General features: G+C 67.4%; 17 protein-coding genes and 1 tRNA gene. 15 read left to right on the forward strand and 3 right to left on the reverse strand.

Going from position 1 to position 16,604, the window contains the following annotated elements:
- Positions 1–8: 8 nt before the first annotated feature.
- The gene (locus IEV93_RS06950) at positions 9–1,472 is read left to right on the forward strand and encodes an ATP-binding protein (protein WP_188488181.1); all 1,464 of its coding nucleotides are present in this window, start codon (positions 9–11) and stop codon (positions 1,470–1,472) included.
- Positions 1,469–2,143, forward strand: a complete 675-nt coding sequence (locus IEV93_RS06955) for a class I SAM-dependent methyltransferase (protein WP_188488183.1) — start codon at positions 1,469–1,471, stop codon at positions 2,141–2,143. The genes IEV93_RS06950 and IEV93_RS06955 overlap by 4 nt, the downstream gene beginning before the upstream one ends.
- Position 2,144: 1 nt before the next feature.
- On the opposite strand, the gene IEV93_RS06960 is transcribed toward IEV93_RS06955, so the two are convergent.
- Positions 2,145–3,596 (reverse strand): hypothetical protein, encoded by a 1,452-nt coding sequence (locus tag IEV93_RS06960; protein WP_188488185.1) that lies wholly within the window; start codon positions 3,594–3,596, stop codon positions 2,145–2,147.
- A 99-nt stretch (positions 3,597–3,695) separates the two neighbouring features.
- Between IEV93_RS06960 and IEV93_RS06965 the strand changes: the two genes are divergently transcribed.
- From IEV93_RS06965 to IEV93_RS06990, 6 genes are read left to right on the forward strand one after another with little or no spacing between them, the layout of a single operon-like run.
- Positions 3,696–4,478: a class I SAM-dependent methyltransferase gene (locus IEV93_RS06965; protein ID WP_188488188.1), complete on the forward strand. Its 783-nt coding sequence runs from the start codon at positions 3,696–3,698 to the stop codon at positions 4,476–4,478.
- Positions 4,479–4,525: 47 nt separating this feature from the next.
- A complete protein-coding gene (locus IEV93_RS06970) occupies positions 4,526–5,512 on the forward strand; it encodes an ABC transporter substrate-binding protein (protein WP_229704938.1) in 987 nt (328 codons plus the stop codon).
- Between the two features lie 37 nt (positions 5,513–5,549).
- Complete coding sequence (locus IEV93_RS06975; protein ID WP_188488190.1) at positions 5,550–6,650, forward strand: ABC transporter ATP-binding protein; 1,101 nt, start codon at positions 5,550–5,552, stop codon at positions 6,648–6,650.
- Complete coding sequence (locus tag IEV93_RS06980; RefSeq protein ID WP_188488192.1) at positions 6,647–7,366, forward strand: ABC transporter permease; 720 nt, start codon at positions 6,647–6,649, stop codon at positions 7,364–7,366. The genes IEV93_RS06975 and IEV93_RS06980 overlap by 4 nt, the downstream gene beginning before the upstream one ends.
- Positions 7,363–8,064: an ABC transporter permease gene (locus tag IEV93_RS06985; RefSeq protein ID WP_188488194.1), complete on the forward strand. Its 702-nt coding sequence runs from the start codon at positions 7,363–7,365 to the stop codon at positions 8,062–8,064. The genes IEV93_RS06980 and IEV93_RS06985 overlap by 4 nt, the downstream gene beginning before the upstream one ends.
- Before the next feature lie 58 nt (positions 8,065–8,122).
- Positions 8,123–8,734 (forward strand): putative glycolipid-binding domain-containing protein, encoded by a 612-nt coding sequence (locus IEV93_RS06990; protein ID WP_188488196.1) that lies wholly within the window; start codon positions 8,123–8,125, stop codon positions 8,732–8,734.
- On the opposite strand, the gene IEV93_RS06995 is transcribed toward IEV93_RS06990, so the two are convergent.
- Positions 8,707–9,681, reverse strand: coding sequence for a prephenate dehydrogenase (locus IEV93_RS06995; protein ID WP_188488198.1), 975 nt, complete (start codon positions 9,679–9,681; stop codon positions 8,707–8,709). The two genes, IEV93_RS06990 and IEV93_RS06995, sit on opposite strands and share 28 nt — an antisense overlap.
- A 135-nt stretch (positions 9,682–9,816) precedes the next feature.
- Between IEV93_RS06995 and IEV93_RS07000 the strand changes: the two genes are divergently transcribed.
- From IEV93_RS07000 to IEV93_RS07020, 5 genes are all read left to right on the forward strand, one after another.
- The gene (locus IEV93_RS07000; RefSeq protein WP_188488200.1) at positions 9,817–10,326 is read left to right on the forward strand and encodes a tRNA adenosine deaminase-associated protein; all 510 of its coding nucleotides are present in this window, start codon (positions 9,817–9,819) and stop codon (positions 10,324–10,326) included.
- A 19-nt stretch (positions 10,327–10,345) separates the two neighbouring features.
- On the forward strand, positions 10,346–10,813 hold the full coding sequence (locus IEV93_RS07005) for a nucleoside deaminase (protein ID WP_229704939.1): 468 nt from the start codon (positions 10,346–10,348) through the stop codon (positions 10,811–10,813).
- Positions 10,814–10,986: 173 nt separating this feature from the next.
- On the forward strand, positions 10,987–11,196 hold the full coding sequence (locus IEV93_RS07010; protein WP_188488202.1) for a CsbD family protein: 210 nt from the start codon (positions 10,987–10,989) through the stop codon (positions 11,194–11,196).
- A 67-nt stretch (positions 11,197–11,263) separates the two neighbouring features.
- A tRNA-Ser gene (locus tag IEV93_RS07015) sits at positions 11,264–11,354 on the forward strand.
- Between the two features lie 100 nt (positions 11,355–11,454).
- Complete coding sequence (locus IEV93_RS07020) at positions 11,455–12,825, forward strand: wax ester/triacylglycerol synthase domain-containing protein (protein WP_268237461.1); 1,371 nt, start codon at positions 11,455–11,457, stop codon at positions 12,823–12,825.
- 35 nt (positions 12,826–12,860) lie between these two features.
- On the opposite strand, the gene IEV93_RS07025 is transcribed toward IEV93_RS07020, so the two are convergent.
- On the reverse strand, positions 12,861–13,382 hold the full coding sequence (locus tag IEV93_RS07025; protein WP_188488206.1) for a hypothetical protein: 522 nt from the start codon (positions 13,380–13,382) through the stop codon (positions 12,861–12,863).
- Positions 13,383–13,521: 139 nt separating this feature from the next.
- Between IEV93_RS07025 and IEV93_RS07030 the strand changes: the two genes are divergently transcribed.
- On the forward strand, positions 13,522–14,139 hold the full coding sequence (locus IEV93_RS07030) for a TetR/AcrR family transcriptional regulator (protein ID WP_188488208.1): 618 nt from the start codon (positions 13,522–13,524) through the stop codon (positions 14,137–14,139).
- Between the two features lie 55 nt (positions 14,140–14,194).
- The gene (locus tag IEV93_RS07035; RefSeq protein WP_188488210.1) at positions 14,195–16,555 is read left to right on the forward strand and encodes an MMPL family transporter; all 2,361 of its coding nucleotides are present in this window, start codon (positions 14,195–14,197) and stop codon (positions 16,553–16,555) included.
- Positions 16,556–16,604: the final 49 nt, after the last annotated feature.

Raw genomic sequence — 16,604 nt, forward strand, 5'->3', positions numbered from 1 at the left:
AGACGATCATGACACGAACGACGTGTAGCCCGGAGGAACTCAAGACGCTGTTCCTGTTCGAGAAGCTCGGCGACGACCAGCTGCAGACGCTCTGCGAGAACGGCCACGTCGAATGGATCGAACCGGGGCCGGTGTACGCCGAGGGGGATCCGGCCACCTGCTTCTACGTCCTCATCGAGGGCGAGATGGTCATGAGCAAACTGTCCGGCGGCGAGGACATCGAGATCAGCCGAACGTCGCAGAGCGGCGTGTACTCCGGTGCGTGGCAAGCCTATCTGGGTGATCGCGCCTCGCAGACATACCCCGCGTCCGCGCGGGTGCTGGTCCCGTCGCGGTTCTTCGTCCTCGACGCCGACGTGTTCGGAACGCTCGTCCGCGACTGGTTCCCGATGGCTGTACACCTGCTCGAGGGGTTGTTCTTCGGCAACCAGAACTCGCGGCAGATCGTCGATCAGCGCGAGCGCCTGCTCGCGCTCGGGTCGCTGTCGGCGGGACTCACCCACGAGCTCAACAACCCGGCCGCCGCCGCGGTCCGTGCGACCTCTTCGCTGCGAGATCGGGTGTCGCACATGCGACGCAAGCTGGGGGTGATCGCGTCGGGTGTCTACGACCACGACACCATCGCCACGCTGATCCGTCTGCAAGAGGAGGCGGCCGAGCTGGTCGCCAAGGCGCCCACCCTCACCCCGATGGAGGCGGCCGACCGCGAGGACGAGCTCGGTGAATGGTTCGACGAGCGACAGATCAGCGGCGGATGGGACCTCGCGCCGTCGTTCGTCCAGGCAGGTATCGACGTCGGATGGTTGAACAAGGTGAGCGCGGGCGTCGACAACGACGAGATCCTCGAGAGCGCGATCCGGTGGTTGAACTACACCATCGAGACCGAGCTGCTGATGAACGAGATCGCCGACTCGACCACTCGGGTGTCCACCCTGGTCGACGCGGCCAAGCAGTACTCGCAGATGGATCGCGCGCCCTACCAGCGGGCCGATCTCCGCGAGCTGCTGGACAGCACGCTGGTCATGCTGGGCCGCAAGATCGGTGGATCCGTCACGATCGTCAAGGAATACGACCCGTCGCTGCCCGCGATACCGATGTACGCGGCCGAGCTGAACCAGGTGTGGACCAACCTCATCGACAACGCGGTCGCCTCGATGGAGGGCGTCGGGACTCTGACGATCCGCACCCGCCGCGACGGGGAGCAGGCGCTCATCGAGGTGGGCGACACCGGCCCGGGCATCCCCGAGGACATCCGCACGCGCATCTTCGAACCGTTCTTCACCACCAAGCCGGTCGGTCAGGGGACCGGTCTCGGTCTCGACATCTCGTGGCGGATCGTCGTGAAGAAGCATCGCGGGAGCCTGCGGGTGGAATCGCAACCGGGTCAGACGGTCTTCCAGGTACGCATCCCCATCGAGCCTCGCGTGGAGGAGGCGCCGGTCGCCGAGACGACCGATACCATCGCCGAGTGAGCAGACCCCACGACGCCGACGCGAGCCGTCTCGCCGCCCAGTCCCTCGCCCGCGGTGACGTGACCGGGTGGTTCGAGGACCTCTACCGCGAGGCCGCCGGCGGCGATGCCGTGGTGCCTTGGGATGCGCCGCAGGCCAACCCGTTGATCGTCGACGCACTCGCCGACGCGGGAGACGCGGTCGGGCGATCGGCGCTGGTGGTCGGGAGCGGCCTCGGCCGAGATGCCGAACACATTGCCTCGCTGGGTTATCGGACCACGGCGTTCGACGTGTCGCCCACCGGCATCGACAGCGCCCGCGCGCGGTTCCCGGAATCGGCGGTCGACTACGTGGTCGCCGATCTGCTGGATCTGCCGAAGCGGTGGCACAACGCCTTCGACCTCGTCGTCGAATCCATCACCGTGCAGTCGATGCCACTGTCGGTCCGCGACGACGCGATCGCAGCGGTGGCCTCCACCGTTGCGCCGGGCGGACGGCTGCTCGTGATCTCTGGCGTGCGGGCCGACGGTGTCGAGGTCGACGGTCCACCGTGGCCCCTGACCCGTGCGGAGATCGAGTCGTTCGCGACCGGAGGACTCACGACGACATCGATCGAACAGATCGAGCGCGCCGACATCCCCGGTGCCCGCCGCTGGCAGGCCTGGTTCGACCGCACCCCCAGCCGTCCCTGAGCTATCTGTGCGCCTGGTTGTTCCAGTAGTCGGCGATGTCCGACGTCTGCTTGATCACCTGGTCCGGCTCGATGACGCTCGGCCAGATGGTGATCAGGTAAGAATCGATGAACTCGCCGACGTCAGCGTCGCGAGCGGCATCCATGTTCTTGGCGCAGTACCTGATTCGATAGGTTCCCGGTGAGATCGGCAACACTGTGCCGGGTGCATCGTCGGTGAAGCCCATCAACCATGGACGCGACTCAACCGTCCAGGACGCCTCGACGATCTCATCCCAGGCGTCCACCTCGGGTTCGGGGCGCTCGGCCCGGATCTCGAGGGTGACGGTGATGGTGCCGGTGTGTAGACCGCAGACGAGGACGACGTTCGCAGGTTCGCGTGTCCCGACCAATCCGTTCCGCTGGCCCGCGAAGGCACGGCGCATGTCGCCGCTCCATTCGCCGTCACCAGAGGGCATGTAGTACTGGCTGTACTCCACCGCAACCGGTCCGGAGAAGATGGCACCCTCCGCCTCGACGGACCCGGGCATCGGTCCCGACAAGGGCGGCATCAGGAAGACGGACTCCAGTGTCCGTGCGGCATCTTCGTCGGTCAGCGTCCCGGGTTGCCAACGGAGTTCATGAGTCCAGACGGCGTCACTGATCTGCGCGTGTTGAGTGTGCGACGCGACCTCCGGACTCGCGCGAGGTGGGTTCGAACCCGTCGGCCAGCGTCGGAGCATCACACTCGGCCCGTACGCGTACACCGATGCGTCCACTGCTCCGGTTCGCGGGTCGCCGTCCGCGGTATGTGTGGAGACGGCGGTCGGCACCCATCCTGGGACGGAGCGCGGGAGCTCCATCAACCGCTCCTGCTTTGCCTCGTTATTCCGTCGCCACCGAACGTTTTCGTTCTCGTACTCGATGGTCTGCCCCGTCCATCGGAACAGCTCGTCGGAGAACACCTCATCCATTTCGTGCCAGAGCATCTCGACGACGTCGTTCTCGGTCTGCCAGGCAATCGCAAGTCCGGTCTCGGCATCGATGACGAAGGTTTGCTCAGAACTCCTGATCGGGGATGTGGCAAAGACGACCTGCCATCCTCGCCTGCCGTGCACAGTTCGTTCTTCGATGCTGGTGGGTTCGCCGACCGAGGGTGGATCGTACTGACCGGGTACCGGCCAGTTCAGGTGTGCGGCGACGAGAGCCCTACCGTCGCCTCCTGGACCGACGACATCGCCGCCACCGTCCTGGGTCATGTCGGTGTGCACCATCGCATCCGACGTCCGGCTGTACCGGTCGGAGGGGGTGACGATCAGAGTCGTCTGTCCCGCCACGGCGGTCTGCCACCGTCCGGGGGGATCGAACCAGATCTCCTCGGGTTCCTCGAGCCCAAGGCGGCGAACAGCACCGTGGACCGTCCGCCCGATCGTGCCGTAGTTCAGCGCACGGATCTGCCGCCATGTGGGGATCACACCCGAGAGGCTAGCCAACGATTGTCGGCGGGCGCCCGTGTTCGCACGACAGCTGAGCAACGCCATGGGCGGTGTTCTCGTACGCGCTAGTGTGACGTCATGTCGTCTCCGATGGAGTGGTCGCGTGGTCGGTACGAGGCGGTTGCGGAACGTATCGCCGCGATCGCAGACGAGGTGGTGTCCCGCCTCGACGACGTGAGTCCGCTCGACGGTGCCGACGTCGTCGACCTCGCGTGCGGCACCGGGAGTGCGGCGCTCGCCGCGCACGAACGCGGCGCGCACGTGACCGGCGTCGACCTGACCGGCGACCTCGTCGCCATCGCCGAGGACAAGGCGCGTGCCGCCGGTGCCGACATCGCGTGGATCACCGCGGACGCCTCCGACACCGGCCTGGACGCCGACTCGTTCGACGGCGCCGTGTCGAACATGGGGATCATCTTCGTCGACCCCGACCGGCAGCTCGCCGAACTGGCCCGGCTGCTGCGACCTGGCGGCGTCCTCGGCTTCTCGGCGTGGGTGCGCGCCACGCACAACCCGTTCTACGACCCGATCGTGTCGGTCCTCGGTCGTCCCGCGCAGACCGGGCCGTCACCGGACCAGTGGGGCGAGCACGACACGATCCACGCCCGGCTCGCCGATGACTTCCAGGACGTCGATGTCGTGACCCGCACCCACACATGGGAATTCGAGTCGTTGGAGTCCGCCCTGACGTTCATCTCCGACGAGTCCCCCATGCACGTCAACGTGCTGCACCGGATCAGCGAGATGCAGCACGATCGGTTGATGTCGGCGTTCGAGGTCGCGTTGACGCGGCACGTCGCCGCCGACGGTCGGGTTGCGTTCGATTCGCCCTACGTGATCGTGACCGCCCGACGTCAATGACGCCTGATCCCGCGCGCGGGCTGGTGCAGTCGTGTTTCATGGGTGGGGTGGGGATCTCTGTGAACCGACCGCATCCACGCCACGCGGTCATGGTGGTGGTGCTGGTTCTCGTCGCGGCCATGGCCACCGCCTGCTTCGATCCGCTCAACCGCCCCGGGTCCCGCGATTCCGATCCGAACCACATCAGTGTGGGCTCCGGTGGGGTGCTCGAGGCCCAGATCATCGGCCAGATCTACATCGATGCACTCGAGGCCAACGGCTTCGTGGTGACCGATCAGCTCAACTCCGGGACACGCGAGCGCTACATCCCGGCGCTGCGGGCCGGCGACATCGACCTCGTCCCCGACTTCGCGGGCAACCTGCTGCAGTACCTGGCCGCGAACACCCCGACGATCAGTGCGCAACGCGCCGAACAACTCTCCTCGGTCACCAGCCTCCCCGACATCACGAAGGCCTTCCCCGAGGTGCTCGGTGACGACCTGGCGGTGCTGACCCCCGCGCCCGGGTCGGACGCCGACAGCGTGACCGTGACGTCGGAGACGGCGAAGCGCTACGGCCTGAAGTCGATCGCCGACCTGGCGGAACTCTCGAAGAGGCAGACCGTGAGCTTCATGGCCAACAGCGAGTTCGCGACGCGCTCGGTCGGTGTTCCCGGGCTCGAGAAGAACTACGGCCTGCGAGTGGATTTCAAGCCCAACAACGACAGCGGCGGGCAGGCCACGATCAACGAGCTGACCAGCGGACGGGTGACCGCGGCCGACATCTACACCACCACCCCGGCCATCAAGACCGAGAACCTGGTGGTCCTCGAGGACCCGAAGAACAACTTCCCGGCCAACAACATCGTGCCGCTCATCGCGAAATCCAAGGCGACGCCGAAGGTGTCGAAGGTGATCGACGCCGTCTCGTCGAAGTTGACGGTGGAGGAGCTGCGCGATCTCAACTACGCGGTGTCCGGCCCCCGCAAACTCGAGGTGGAGCAGGCCGCCTCGGAGTGGGTTGCCAAAGAGAACCTCGACAGGTCGTTCGCCTGACGTCGGCCCGGCGCCGTCGGAGAAGACAAGGATGTCCATGATCACGTTCGACTCGGTGACGAAGACCTACCCGGACGGCACCACTGCCGTCGACACCCTCGACCTCACCATCGAAGAGGGGTCGTTCACCGCGTTCGTCGGACCCTCGGGATGTGGCAAGACGACGTCGATGCGCATGATCAACCGGATGATCGATCCCACCAGCGGCACGGTCAGCGTCGACGGGAACGACGTGTCCACGGTGAACCCGGTGACGCTGCGTCGCGGCATCGGATACGTGATCCAGAGCGCCGGTCTGATGCCGCACCAGCGAATAGTCGACAACGTCGCGACCGTGCCGGTGCTGCAGGGTGTCTCACGCAAGCAGGCCCGCAACGACGCCATCAGGCTCCTCGAGCGGGTGGGACTCGACCCGAGCCTGGCCAATCGCTTCCCTGCGCAGCTGTCCGGCGGGCAGCAGCAGCGGGTGGGGGTCGCGCGGGCCCTGGCCGCCGACCCGGCGATCCTGCTGATGGACGAGCCTTTCAGCGCGGTCGACCCGGTGGTCCGCGAGGATCTGCAGAACGAGATGCTGCGTCTGCAGGGCGAATTGCGCAAGACCATCGTGTTCGTCACCCACGACATCGACGAGGCGGTCAAGCTCGCCGACCGGATCGCGATCTTCGGATCCGGTGGACGACTGCACCAGTACGACACGCCTGAGCGTCTGTTGGCGGCTCCCGCGGACGACTTCGTCTCCGGTTTCGTCGGCCGTGACCGCGGATACCGGTTGCTGCAGTTCAGTTCCGGCAGCGACGTCGCTCTCGAGCCGTTGGCGCCGATCACCGAGTCGGGGATCGACGCACTCGATCTCGGCCCCGACGAATGGCGCCTGGTCCTGGTCGACGGACGGCCGTTCGGATGGGTCGACGCCGACGGGGTCCGCGCGCACGCCGGCGGTGCCGGGGTCTACGACAGTTGTTCGGCGGGTGGGTCGTTGTTCGTCGAGGGCGGCACCCTGCGCCAGGCGCTCGACGCCGCGCTGTCGTCGCCGTCGGGTCTGGGTGTGGTCGTCGATTCCGGCGGCACGGTCACCGGCGGCGTCCGCGCGGCCGATGTCCTCGGGGTCATCGAGCGGGAACGGAAGTCGGTGCGATGACCTACCTGTTCACGCACTTCGACAAGGTCTGGAGCCTGCTGCTCGAGCACCTCAAGCTCTCGCTCATCCCGATCGTCGTGGCCCTGGTCATCGCGATCCCGCTCGGGCTCGCGGTGCACCGGTCGTCGGTGGCCCGCCGGATCGCGGTCATCGTCGGATCGGTGGTGTTCACCGTCCCGTCGATCGCGCTGTTCATCGTCCTGCCGTCACTGATCAACACCCGCATCCTCTCCGACGTCAACGTGATCGTGGCGTTGGCGCTGTATGCGACCGCGTTGCTGGTCCGTTCGATTCCCGAGGCGCTCGACGCGGTCCCGGTCGCCTCCCTCGACGCCGCCGAGGCCGTCGGGTACAAACCGTGGGAACGTGTCGTCAAAGTGCAGCTGCCACTCGCGATCCCGGTCCTCATCGCGTCGATCCGGGTCGTGTCCGTCACGAACATCTCGATGGTGTCGGTCGGGTCGGTGATCGGATTCGGCGGACTGGGCAAGCTCTTCACCGAGGGATACAGCCGTAACTACACCGGGGAGATCATCGCGGGCATCATCGCCACAGTCGTCCTCGCGCTGGTCATCGACGTGATCCTGGTGGCACTCGGACGTGTGCTGACCCCGTGGACGCGGGCGTCGCGTCCGACCCGACGATTGCGTCGCCGCGCGGTCCCGGCGACGACGCCGCAGACCACCGGAATGGCCGCCGAGGGGGCCACGGCATGAGCGGGATCCTCTCCGACACCGTCTCCTACCTGACGACGGGCTCGAACTGGTCGGGCACCGCCGACGTCGACGGACTCGGTCTGCTGATCGGCCAGCACCTGGAGTACACCGTGATCGCGGTGGCCGTCGCCGCCGTCGTCGCGGTCCCGCTCGGTCTCCTGGTGGGCCACACCGGCAAGGGCGAGGTGGTGGTGGTCGGGCTGGTCAACGTACTGCGTTCGCTGCCCACACTCGGACTCCTGCTGCTGTTCATCCTGTGGATGGGCCTGGGCCTGACCCCGACGATGTTCGCGCTGATCCTGCTGGGCATCCCGCCGATGTTGGCCGGCGCCTACTCGGGCGTCGCCAACGTCGACCGGGTCGTGGTCGACGCATCGCGTGCGATGGGGCACAGCGAACTGCAGATATTGCTGCGGGTGGAACTGCCCAACGCACTCCCGCTGATCCTCGGCGGCCTCCGCAACGCGACCCTGCAGATCGTCGCCACCGCCGCGATCGCCGCATATGCCGGACTCGGTGGGCTCGGACGCCCGATCTTCGACGGCCTCGCCACCTACGACTACCCGCCGATGATCGCGGGGTCGCTGCTGGTCACGATTCTCGCCCTCGTCCTGGATTCGCTGCTCGCCGGGCTGGTGTGGTTGTCGATGCCGGGAACAGGGCGTCTGCGGCCCGCGCCCACACTGGTCCGCGGGTGATCCGACGGGTTCTGCGGACGGTTGGTCGATATGTCCGACAGTCGCCTACCGTAGGGGCGTGAGCTCTTCTCAGGATCCCCAGCCCCGTGGTTCCGTCCCGGCCGACGATTTCAAGTCCGTCCTCACCTGGCGGGGGGCGAACAAGACGCGCCTCGAGCAGGCTCGTGTGCAGGTGTCCGGTAACCGGATCAAGGCGTACGGGCAGATCATCGGCGCCGCGACCGACGAGCACGAGGCGTTCAGCGCCACCTACGACCTGCTCACCAACGACGCAGGCATCACCCGTCGGCTCGCGGTCCACCTGATCCGGGCGAGCGGCGAGACGCAGATCTCGATCACCCGTGACGGCGAGAACACCTGGCTGGTGCAGACCCCACAGGGCATGGAGCGCGGCGCCTTCGGTGGGGCCGAGGATGTCGACCTCGCGCTCAGCCCCCTGTTCAACGCACTGCCCATCCGCAGGCACAACCTGCACCGCGAACCCGGCGAGGTCGAGGTGCCGGTCGTCTACCTCTATCTCCCCGAGGCGACCGTGACCGCCGCGACGGTGCACTACACCGCCACCGCGGACGCCATCACCGTCGTGTCGCCGGTGTCCGACGGCGCCACCATCACCGTCGACCCGACCGGATTCGTGCAGGACTACTCGGGGCTCGCCGACCGCGTCTGAGCGCCCCGCCACACCCGACCGAGATGCGCCTGATGGCGCAGATCGCCGGTCCATCCCGGAGCACCGATCTCGACGTCGACGATCGGGTCGGGCTCGTCGCCCGCCATCTCCTCGTAGCGCAGCCGCGCCCGGTGACCGTTGTCGGCGACCACCTGGACCGAACCGCGGTCGCGCAGCTCGTCGCGAGCTCGGGTGAGTCGATCGATGGTCTCGCTCAGCGTGATCAGCAACGCCGGCGCATTGGCCTCGAGCATCGCCCGCTGCAGCGGTACCGCGGTGCCCGCCACCCGGGTCCCGTCGCGGAAACTGCCCGCGGCCAGGCGCAGCGCGAGGGCGCCCTCGCCCCCGCCGACGGCCGCGGTCACCGCCGCGGTGAGGTGCGGCAGGTGCGAGATCGCGGCAACCGCCCTGTCGTGGTCGTCGGTCGCGACCGGGACGACCACCGCGCCGACATCTCCGGCCAGAGCCGAGACCGACTGCCACACCTCCGGGTCGACGCCGTCGTCGGTCCCCACCACCCAGGTGGCCCCCGTGAACAGCGCCGGGTCGGTGGCCGCCCACCCCGACTCCGCCGTGCCGGCCATCGGATGGCCGCCGACGTACCGGTCGGACAGTCCGTGTTCTGCGACAGCCTGTGCGACAACCGCTTTGACGCTGATCACATCGGTCAGCGCACAGTTCGGCGCGTGCCGGGCGATCGCGCCGAGGATCGGGTCGAGCGCGGTGACCGGTGTCGCGATGACGATCAACGCGTCCTGGGTCGCCGCGCGGGTGAGGACCACGTCGAGATCGGCGTCGGCGTCGTATCCGGCGTCGCGCGCCTCGTCGACGGTCGCGGGCGATCGGTTGTAGCCGAACCCGACGCGGCCGGCCGCAGTGGCCGCGCGCAGTAGCGACCCCCCGATCAGACCGAGTCCGAGTACGCAGATGCTGTCGTTGGCAGACATGGCTCCTACAGTGGCACATCGGTGCCGTCGGCCGAACGCGACGGCTCACGCAGGCCCAGCTCACAGGCAGTTTTCGGCCCGGGATGAGGCGCTGATGACTTGGGATAACTCCGGCGGTGCGACTACGGTACGGACATGGCTGCTGCGAGTTCCGACGAGCTGGATGGTTTTGCCGTTGCTGTGGTCCGTGAAGAGGGTAAGTGGACCGTCACGGCGATGGACAACAAGTCCCTCTCGAGTCTCTCCGACGCCGAGAACCTCCTGCGGGAGATGCGCAGCGCCGGAGCGGTGTTCGGCCTCCTCGACATCGACGACGAGTTCTTCGTCGTGATCCGTCCCGCCCCGTCGGGGTCGCGTCTGCTGCTGTCGGATGCGACCGCGAGCATCGACTACGACATCGCCGCCGACGTCCTCGACGCCATGCACATCGACGTCCCCGACATCGACTCCGATGACCTCGACGACGTCGAGCCGTGGGAGGAGGGTGACCTCGGTCTGCTGGCCGATCTCGGGTTGCCCGAACCGGTGATGAGCGTGATCGTCGGCGACACCGACCTCTACGCCGACGAGCAGATCGGCATGATCGCCGCGCGTCTGGGTTTCGCCGACGAACTGTCGCGCGTGCTGGACTCCCTCGGGCACTGACCGACCGAACCGGTCACCGATGGCGCGCACCGATCCCGACCTAATGCTGATGGCTCTCGAGGCGGCGAAACTGTCCGGGCCGCAGGATGTCCCGGTCGGTGCCGTCGTCCTCGATCCGTACGGTGTGGAACTCGCTCGTAGCGGCAACACCCGCGAACGCGACGGCGATCCCACCGCACACGCCGAGGTCCTCGCCCTGCGCGCGGCGGCCGCACGCCACGGGGACGGCTGGCGTCTGGAGGACTGCACCCTCGTGGTGACCCTCGAACCGTGCGTGATGTGCGCCGGCGCGATCACCATGTCGCGGATCGGGCGCCTCGTCTTCGGCGCCTGGGAACCCAAGACCGGTGCGGTCGGATCCCTGTGGGACGTCGTGCGGGATCGGCGTCTGACCCATCGCCCCGAGGTGATCGGTGGGGTGCGCGAGGAGCAGTGCGCGGAATTGGTGCGGACGTTCTTCGTCGATCGCCGCACAGATGGAGCCTGAGCAGTCCGATCACGGTGATCACACGGTGGCCGAGTCTGCACACGGTGTGGCACGGTTGATGGCGGGTGGCAGTAGTCATCCCGTGCGCCGTGGTGAAAAAGACCGCCGAAGAGCGCTCGAGGAGAACGGCCCGGCGGGATCGTCGGGCCATTCGGATCCAAGGAGTTGCGCCAATGGGTATCGCAGACGACGCGAAGAACAAGGCAGAAGAGCTCAAGGGACGCGGCAAGGAAGCAGCCGGCAGCGCCACCGACAACGACGACCTCAAGGCCGAGGGCAAGGGCGACCAGGCGTCGGCCGAGACCAAGCAGAAGCTGACCGACGCCGCCGATGCCGTCAAGGGCAAGATCGACGACGTCAAGGACAAGCTCACCGGACACTGATGACTGCTCCGCAGGGCGCTGACCATACGATTTAGGGGTCAACCGGCCCTGCGGTAATGTCTTCGGCGGTGGCGTGTCCGAGCGGCCGAAGGTGCAACACTCGAAATGTTGTGTGCGGTTACCCCGTACCGGGGGTTCGAATCCCCCCGCCACCGCCACAATCCCCCATCTGCTCCCGAGCAGGTGGGGGATGTGTCGTTCACGGGGAAGAACCCCGAGACCGTGGCCAGGCGTGCGGCTGTTTCGTATGGTTGACGGATGCGCGGTCTTGTTGATCCCAAAGACGCACTTTTCTGGCTTGGAACCTCGGACGCCATGCCGACCGACCAGTACTTCGTGCTCGCCTTCGACGCCCCCGTACCCGAACACGCGCCGTCGTGGGACGAGGTGTGCGCGCACGTCAAGACCCGGTCGGCCGCGATCCCGGCGTTGAACAAGCGACTGGTCGAATCCCCCTCCGGCGTCGACTATCCCGTCTGGGTGCGCGAGGAGATGTCGGCCGAGGATTGCGTGACCCGACTCGGTGAGCCCGACGCCACCTGGGCATCGTGCGCCGACGCCATTGCCGAGAAGCTGGAGTCGACCGTCGACGCGACCGTCACGCCGTGGCAGATGCACGTGGCCGAGCGCGTTCGCGACGTCCCGTACGCGACCGGGACCTGCACGGTCGTACTGGTCCGATTCAGCCATGTGCTCACCGACGGACTCGGTGGGGCGGCCCTGCTGCGTGCACTGTTCGGTCGGACGCCGCGGCCCGCCGACGCCGATGTGGCGGCAGAGGCGTCCACGGTCACCCCGCACGGGATCGCGTTCCGGCTCCGGGCCTGCGGTCAGGCCGTCGGACGCCTGACCCACCTGCTCCCCGCGTTCGTGTCGGTGACCGGCGCCGGTCGGCGGGCCGCGCAACTGATCGCGCGCGGCGATGTTGTCGCACCGACGCCGCGCGCGCGGCTGTCGGTGAACCGGTGCGCGGAATCCGACCGCCGGGTCGCCGTCATCCCGGTGCCTGCCGACCTGACCCGATCGTCGGAGTTCACCGTCACCCAACTCGCGCTGACGGCGGTGTCGTTGGCCACCGAGAAGTTGCTCCGAGATCGTGGTGAGAGCGCCGACTCGCTGACCGCGATGATGCCGGTGGCGTTCGGTCCGGACGCCGAGTGGCAGGGAGTCAACCGATTCGCGACCGGGATGGTGTCGATGGGTGGTGGGGCCGATGACCTCGCGGCCCGCGCCCGCACGGTGCGTTCATCGGTCACCGCCGAGCGCCGTCGGCTCGCGATCCCGGACATCGTCAAGCAGTTCCGGCTCGTCGAGACCGTGCCGTGGCCGATCCTGCGACGCGTCCTGCGTCGACGTCAGAAGGCCGACCCCGACCAGGTCGCCGCGAACCTGGTGTTCACCAGTGTGAACTGCGGCGACGGGGACATGGAGCTGTTGGGTTCGACCGCGGTGATGGTGGCGGGATTCCCGTGTCTGTCGGAGACCCTCGGGATCGGGATCGGTCTCTACGGGATCGGCTCGGCGCTGACCCTGGGTGTGCTCACCGCCCCGAACGCGGTGGGGGCCGACGACGGTTATATCGAGCTGCTGGAGTCCGCGCTCGTCGATGTCGCCGGGATGGTGGCCTGAGCGGTCCCCGCCGGGTCGTCCCCACCGGGTCGTCCCTACTGGGGGATGAGCCCGAAGGAGTCCGACCCGCGGGTGCACTTGGCCAGCACGCCTGCGGTCTGTGACGGGCCGCAGTCCCAGCCGTCGACGGTCTGGTTCCGCCCGGTCGAGATCAGCGGTCCGTACTTCTTGGCGACCGGCATGACGACCCCGCACCCTGCGGATCCGCCCGGGAAGACGACGACGCGCAGCGGCCCCTCGGGGCCGTTGGCGGTGTCGCACCGGGCTCCGGCGATGTTCGGCGCCTGCTTCGACGGGGGCACCGAGGCGGCGGGCGGCAGCTGCGGGCCGGGAACGGCCTCGGCGCTGGGGTCGGTGGTGCTCGGGGCATCGGGGTCGAGCGGTGGAGCCTGTGCCGAGGACGCACCGGGGGCCGACGACGCCGGTGTACCCGTCGCGCCGACGGCCGACGACGAACTGCCGGAGGCGGTCGAGGAGTCACCGTCGCCGCATGCGCCGAGTCCGACGGTCAGTGCGGCCGCCGCACACAGCAGGGTTCCGGTTCGCCTCAGATGCATGATTGCCACCGTATCGAACGGAGATCTGCGGCCGCCGTCCATGAGCGGGCCCACAGCGACCCCACGGAGTGACGCGTCTCATATAACTTCACTCGACTGAAAAATTGCAGACGTGCGCAAGTTCTTCTACGGTTGCGTCATGACCTCAGCCGGACTGCGCGAAACGAAGAAGGCGGCCACCCGCCAAGCTCTTGCCGTCGCGATGCTGCGCCTGTCGGCGCGCGACGGTTTCGACACCGTGTCGGTGGAAGCGGTCGCGGCCGAGGTCGGCGTCTCCGCACGCACCTTCCACAACTACTTCGCGGGCAAGGAAGAGGCGTTGCGCTTCTACCTGGCCGAGGTCATCGGCGCGATCTTCTCGGCCCTGGAAGAACGTCCGTCGGACGAGAGCTTCTGGGACTCCACCGCCGCTGCGTTCATCGAGGTCGTGTGCGACCGCGCCGACGATCCACGGGAACTCGTCCACCTGATGACCCTGATGGACACCGAGCCCAGCATCGCGATGAAGAAGAACGGCGACGACGTCGACGGAGACGCCGTCGTCGCCCGATTCGAGGAGCTGTGCCGCAAGCGGTCCATCGACTCGGCCGGTCTCGGTTACACGCGTCTCGTACTCGGTTGCGCCGCAGTCGGTGTGCGGGTCGCACTCGAGAGCCACGTCGACGTCACGCCGTCTCGCGCGGAGTTGCGCGTCACCCTCCAGAACACTTTCGACCAGATCCGGTCGGGTCTCGGGACTCCGATACCCACCGTCTGATCGACCCCCCGCTCGTAGTCCCCCGCGGCTCACGCCGTCGAACAGGAAGAATCTCATGGCCACATATCTGTACCGAATCGGTAAGTGGGCGTTCGCCAACCGGTTCAAGGTGATCGGCATCTGGCTGCTGATCCTGGTCGGCATGGGCGTCGCGGCGTCGACGCTGGCCGGACCCACCAGCTCGAGCTTCTCGATCCCCGGCATCCCGTCGGAGAAGGCCCAGGACGCACTCGTCGAGAAGTTCCCGGAGAAGCCGAAGTTCTCCGAGGACATCAGCATCAAGTACGTCATCAAGGCGCCGGCGGGGTCGAACCTGACGCAGCCGCGCTACCAGGAGGCCATCGACCAGATGGTCACCTCGATGAAGGCCTTCGACGGCGTCAAGTCCCCGGACACGATCATCAACCCCTTCGTTCCCGAGGCCTTCGGCACGCCGAACGCCCCCGGTGAGGTCACGCAGGCCGCGATCGACTTCCAGCGCGACACCTTCGGCAAGTCCGAGCAGGATGCGCGCACCGACGCTGCGGCCGGCTCGCCCATCAACCCCGACGCCACCGTTGCGCAGCTGGGGGCGTCGTACAACGTCACCGAGGCCGACAAGGTCACGGCGAAGGCGCACGAGCAGCAGACCGCGGTCGCCGATGCGGCGCGTCAGGCCGGTCTCACCGTCGAGATGAGCGGAACGGCGTTGCCGCAGCCCGCGATCGGTGCGACCTCCGAGCTCATCGGTGTCGGCGTTGCCATCGTGGTCCTGATCATCACGTTCGGATCGTTCATCGCCTGGGGCATGCCGATCCTCACCGCACTCATCGGCCTCGGCATCGGACTGTTGGCCGTCACCGCGGCGTCCGGATTCTTCACCCTGAGCGCCGAGACCCCGATCCTCGCGACCATGATCGGTCTCGCGGTCGGCATCGATTACGCGTTGTTCATCGTCTCGCGCTATCGACACGAGCTGTTGACGGCCAAATCCAGGGCTGATGCCGCCGGACGTGCCGTGGGCACCGCGGGATCGGCGGTGGTGTTCGCGGGCCTGACGGTCATCATCGCGCTGTCCGCTCTGTCCATCGTCAACATCCCGTTCCTCACCGCGATGGGACTGGCCGCGGCGGTCACCGTCCTGGTGGCGGTGCTCGTGGCCCTCACCCTGCTGCCCGCGGTCCTGGGATTGTTCGGTGGCAAGGCATTCGGCGCCTCCATCTCGTTCCTGAACGCACCGGACTCGCCGAAGTCGGCGAGTGCCACGACGCCCCGCATCTCCAACGGGACCCGGTTCGTCAAGCAGATCGTCGCACGGCCCGCCATCGCGCTGGTTCTCGCGATCGTCGTGCTCGGTGTGATCGCGGCGCCGATGGTCGGACTCAAGCTGGCCCTGCCCAACGACGGAACCGGCGACCCCTCGACGACGCAGCGCAAGGCCTACGACCTGGTGGCCGAGGGCTTCGGGGCCGGCCAGAACGGTCCGCTCGTGGTCGTCCTGGACGGGACGAATGTCGCTGACGCCGATCGCAACTCGACGTACAACGACGTCGTGGGCAAGATCAAGGACCTGCCGGATGTGAAGAACGCCCTCATCACCGCGGCCGACATCAACAAGGCCGGCGACACCGCCGTCGTGTCGGTGCTGCCCAACAGCGGCCCGAGCTCGTCGGAGACGCAGCAACTGGTGAAGGACCTGCGCTCGGCCGAGGGCGGGATCACCGACCAGTACAAGGTCACCTACGGCGTGACCGGTCAGACCGCCATCGAGAGTGACGTCTCGGACCGGCTCTCGCAGTCGCTGGTCCCGTACCTGGCCATCGTGGTGGGTCTGGCGTTCATCCTGCTGATGCTGGTGTTCCGCTCGATCCTGGTCCCGCTCACCGCGGCGCTCGGGTTCCTGCTGAGCATCGTGGCCACCTTCGGTGCGACGGTCGCGATCTTCCAGAACGGCGACCTCGGTCTGATGAGCAACCCGCAGCCGATCGTCAGCTTCCTCCCGATCTTCCTGATCGGCATCGTGTTCGGGTTGGCGATGGACTACCAGGTGTTCCTGGTGACCCGGATGCGCGAGGAATACGTGCACGGCGCGTCGGCGAGAGACGCCATCGTCAAGGGCTTCTCGCACAGCGCCCGGGTGGTGGCGGCGGCCGCGGCCATCATGATCTCGGTGTTCGCGGCGTTCATGCTGCAGGACAACTCGCTGATCAAGTCGATGGGCTTCGCGCTCGCGGCGGCGGTCTTCTTCGACGCCTTCGTGATCCGCATGATCGTCATCCCGGCGGCGCTGGCCGTGCTCGGCGACAAGGCGTGGTGGTTGCCGAAGTGGCTGGACCGGATCCTGCCGAACGTCGACGTCGAGGGCGAGAAGCTGGGCGAGTACCTCGCCGAGAAGGACAAGCGTGACGAGCGGGACCGTGAGGCCGTCTCGGTCTAGTGCCACCCGCACTCCAGATTGACGAAGCGACGACGGTTGCGAGCGATAT

This window comes from Williamsia phyllosphaerae, assembly GCF_014635305.1.
Lineage (GTDB): Bacteria > Actinomycetota > Actinomycetes > Mycobacteriales > Mycobacteriaceae > Williamsia_A > Williamsia_A phyllosphaerae.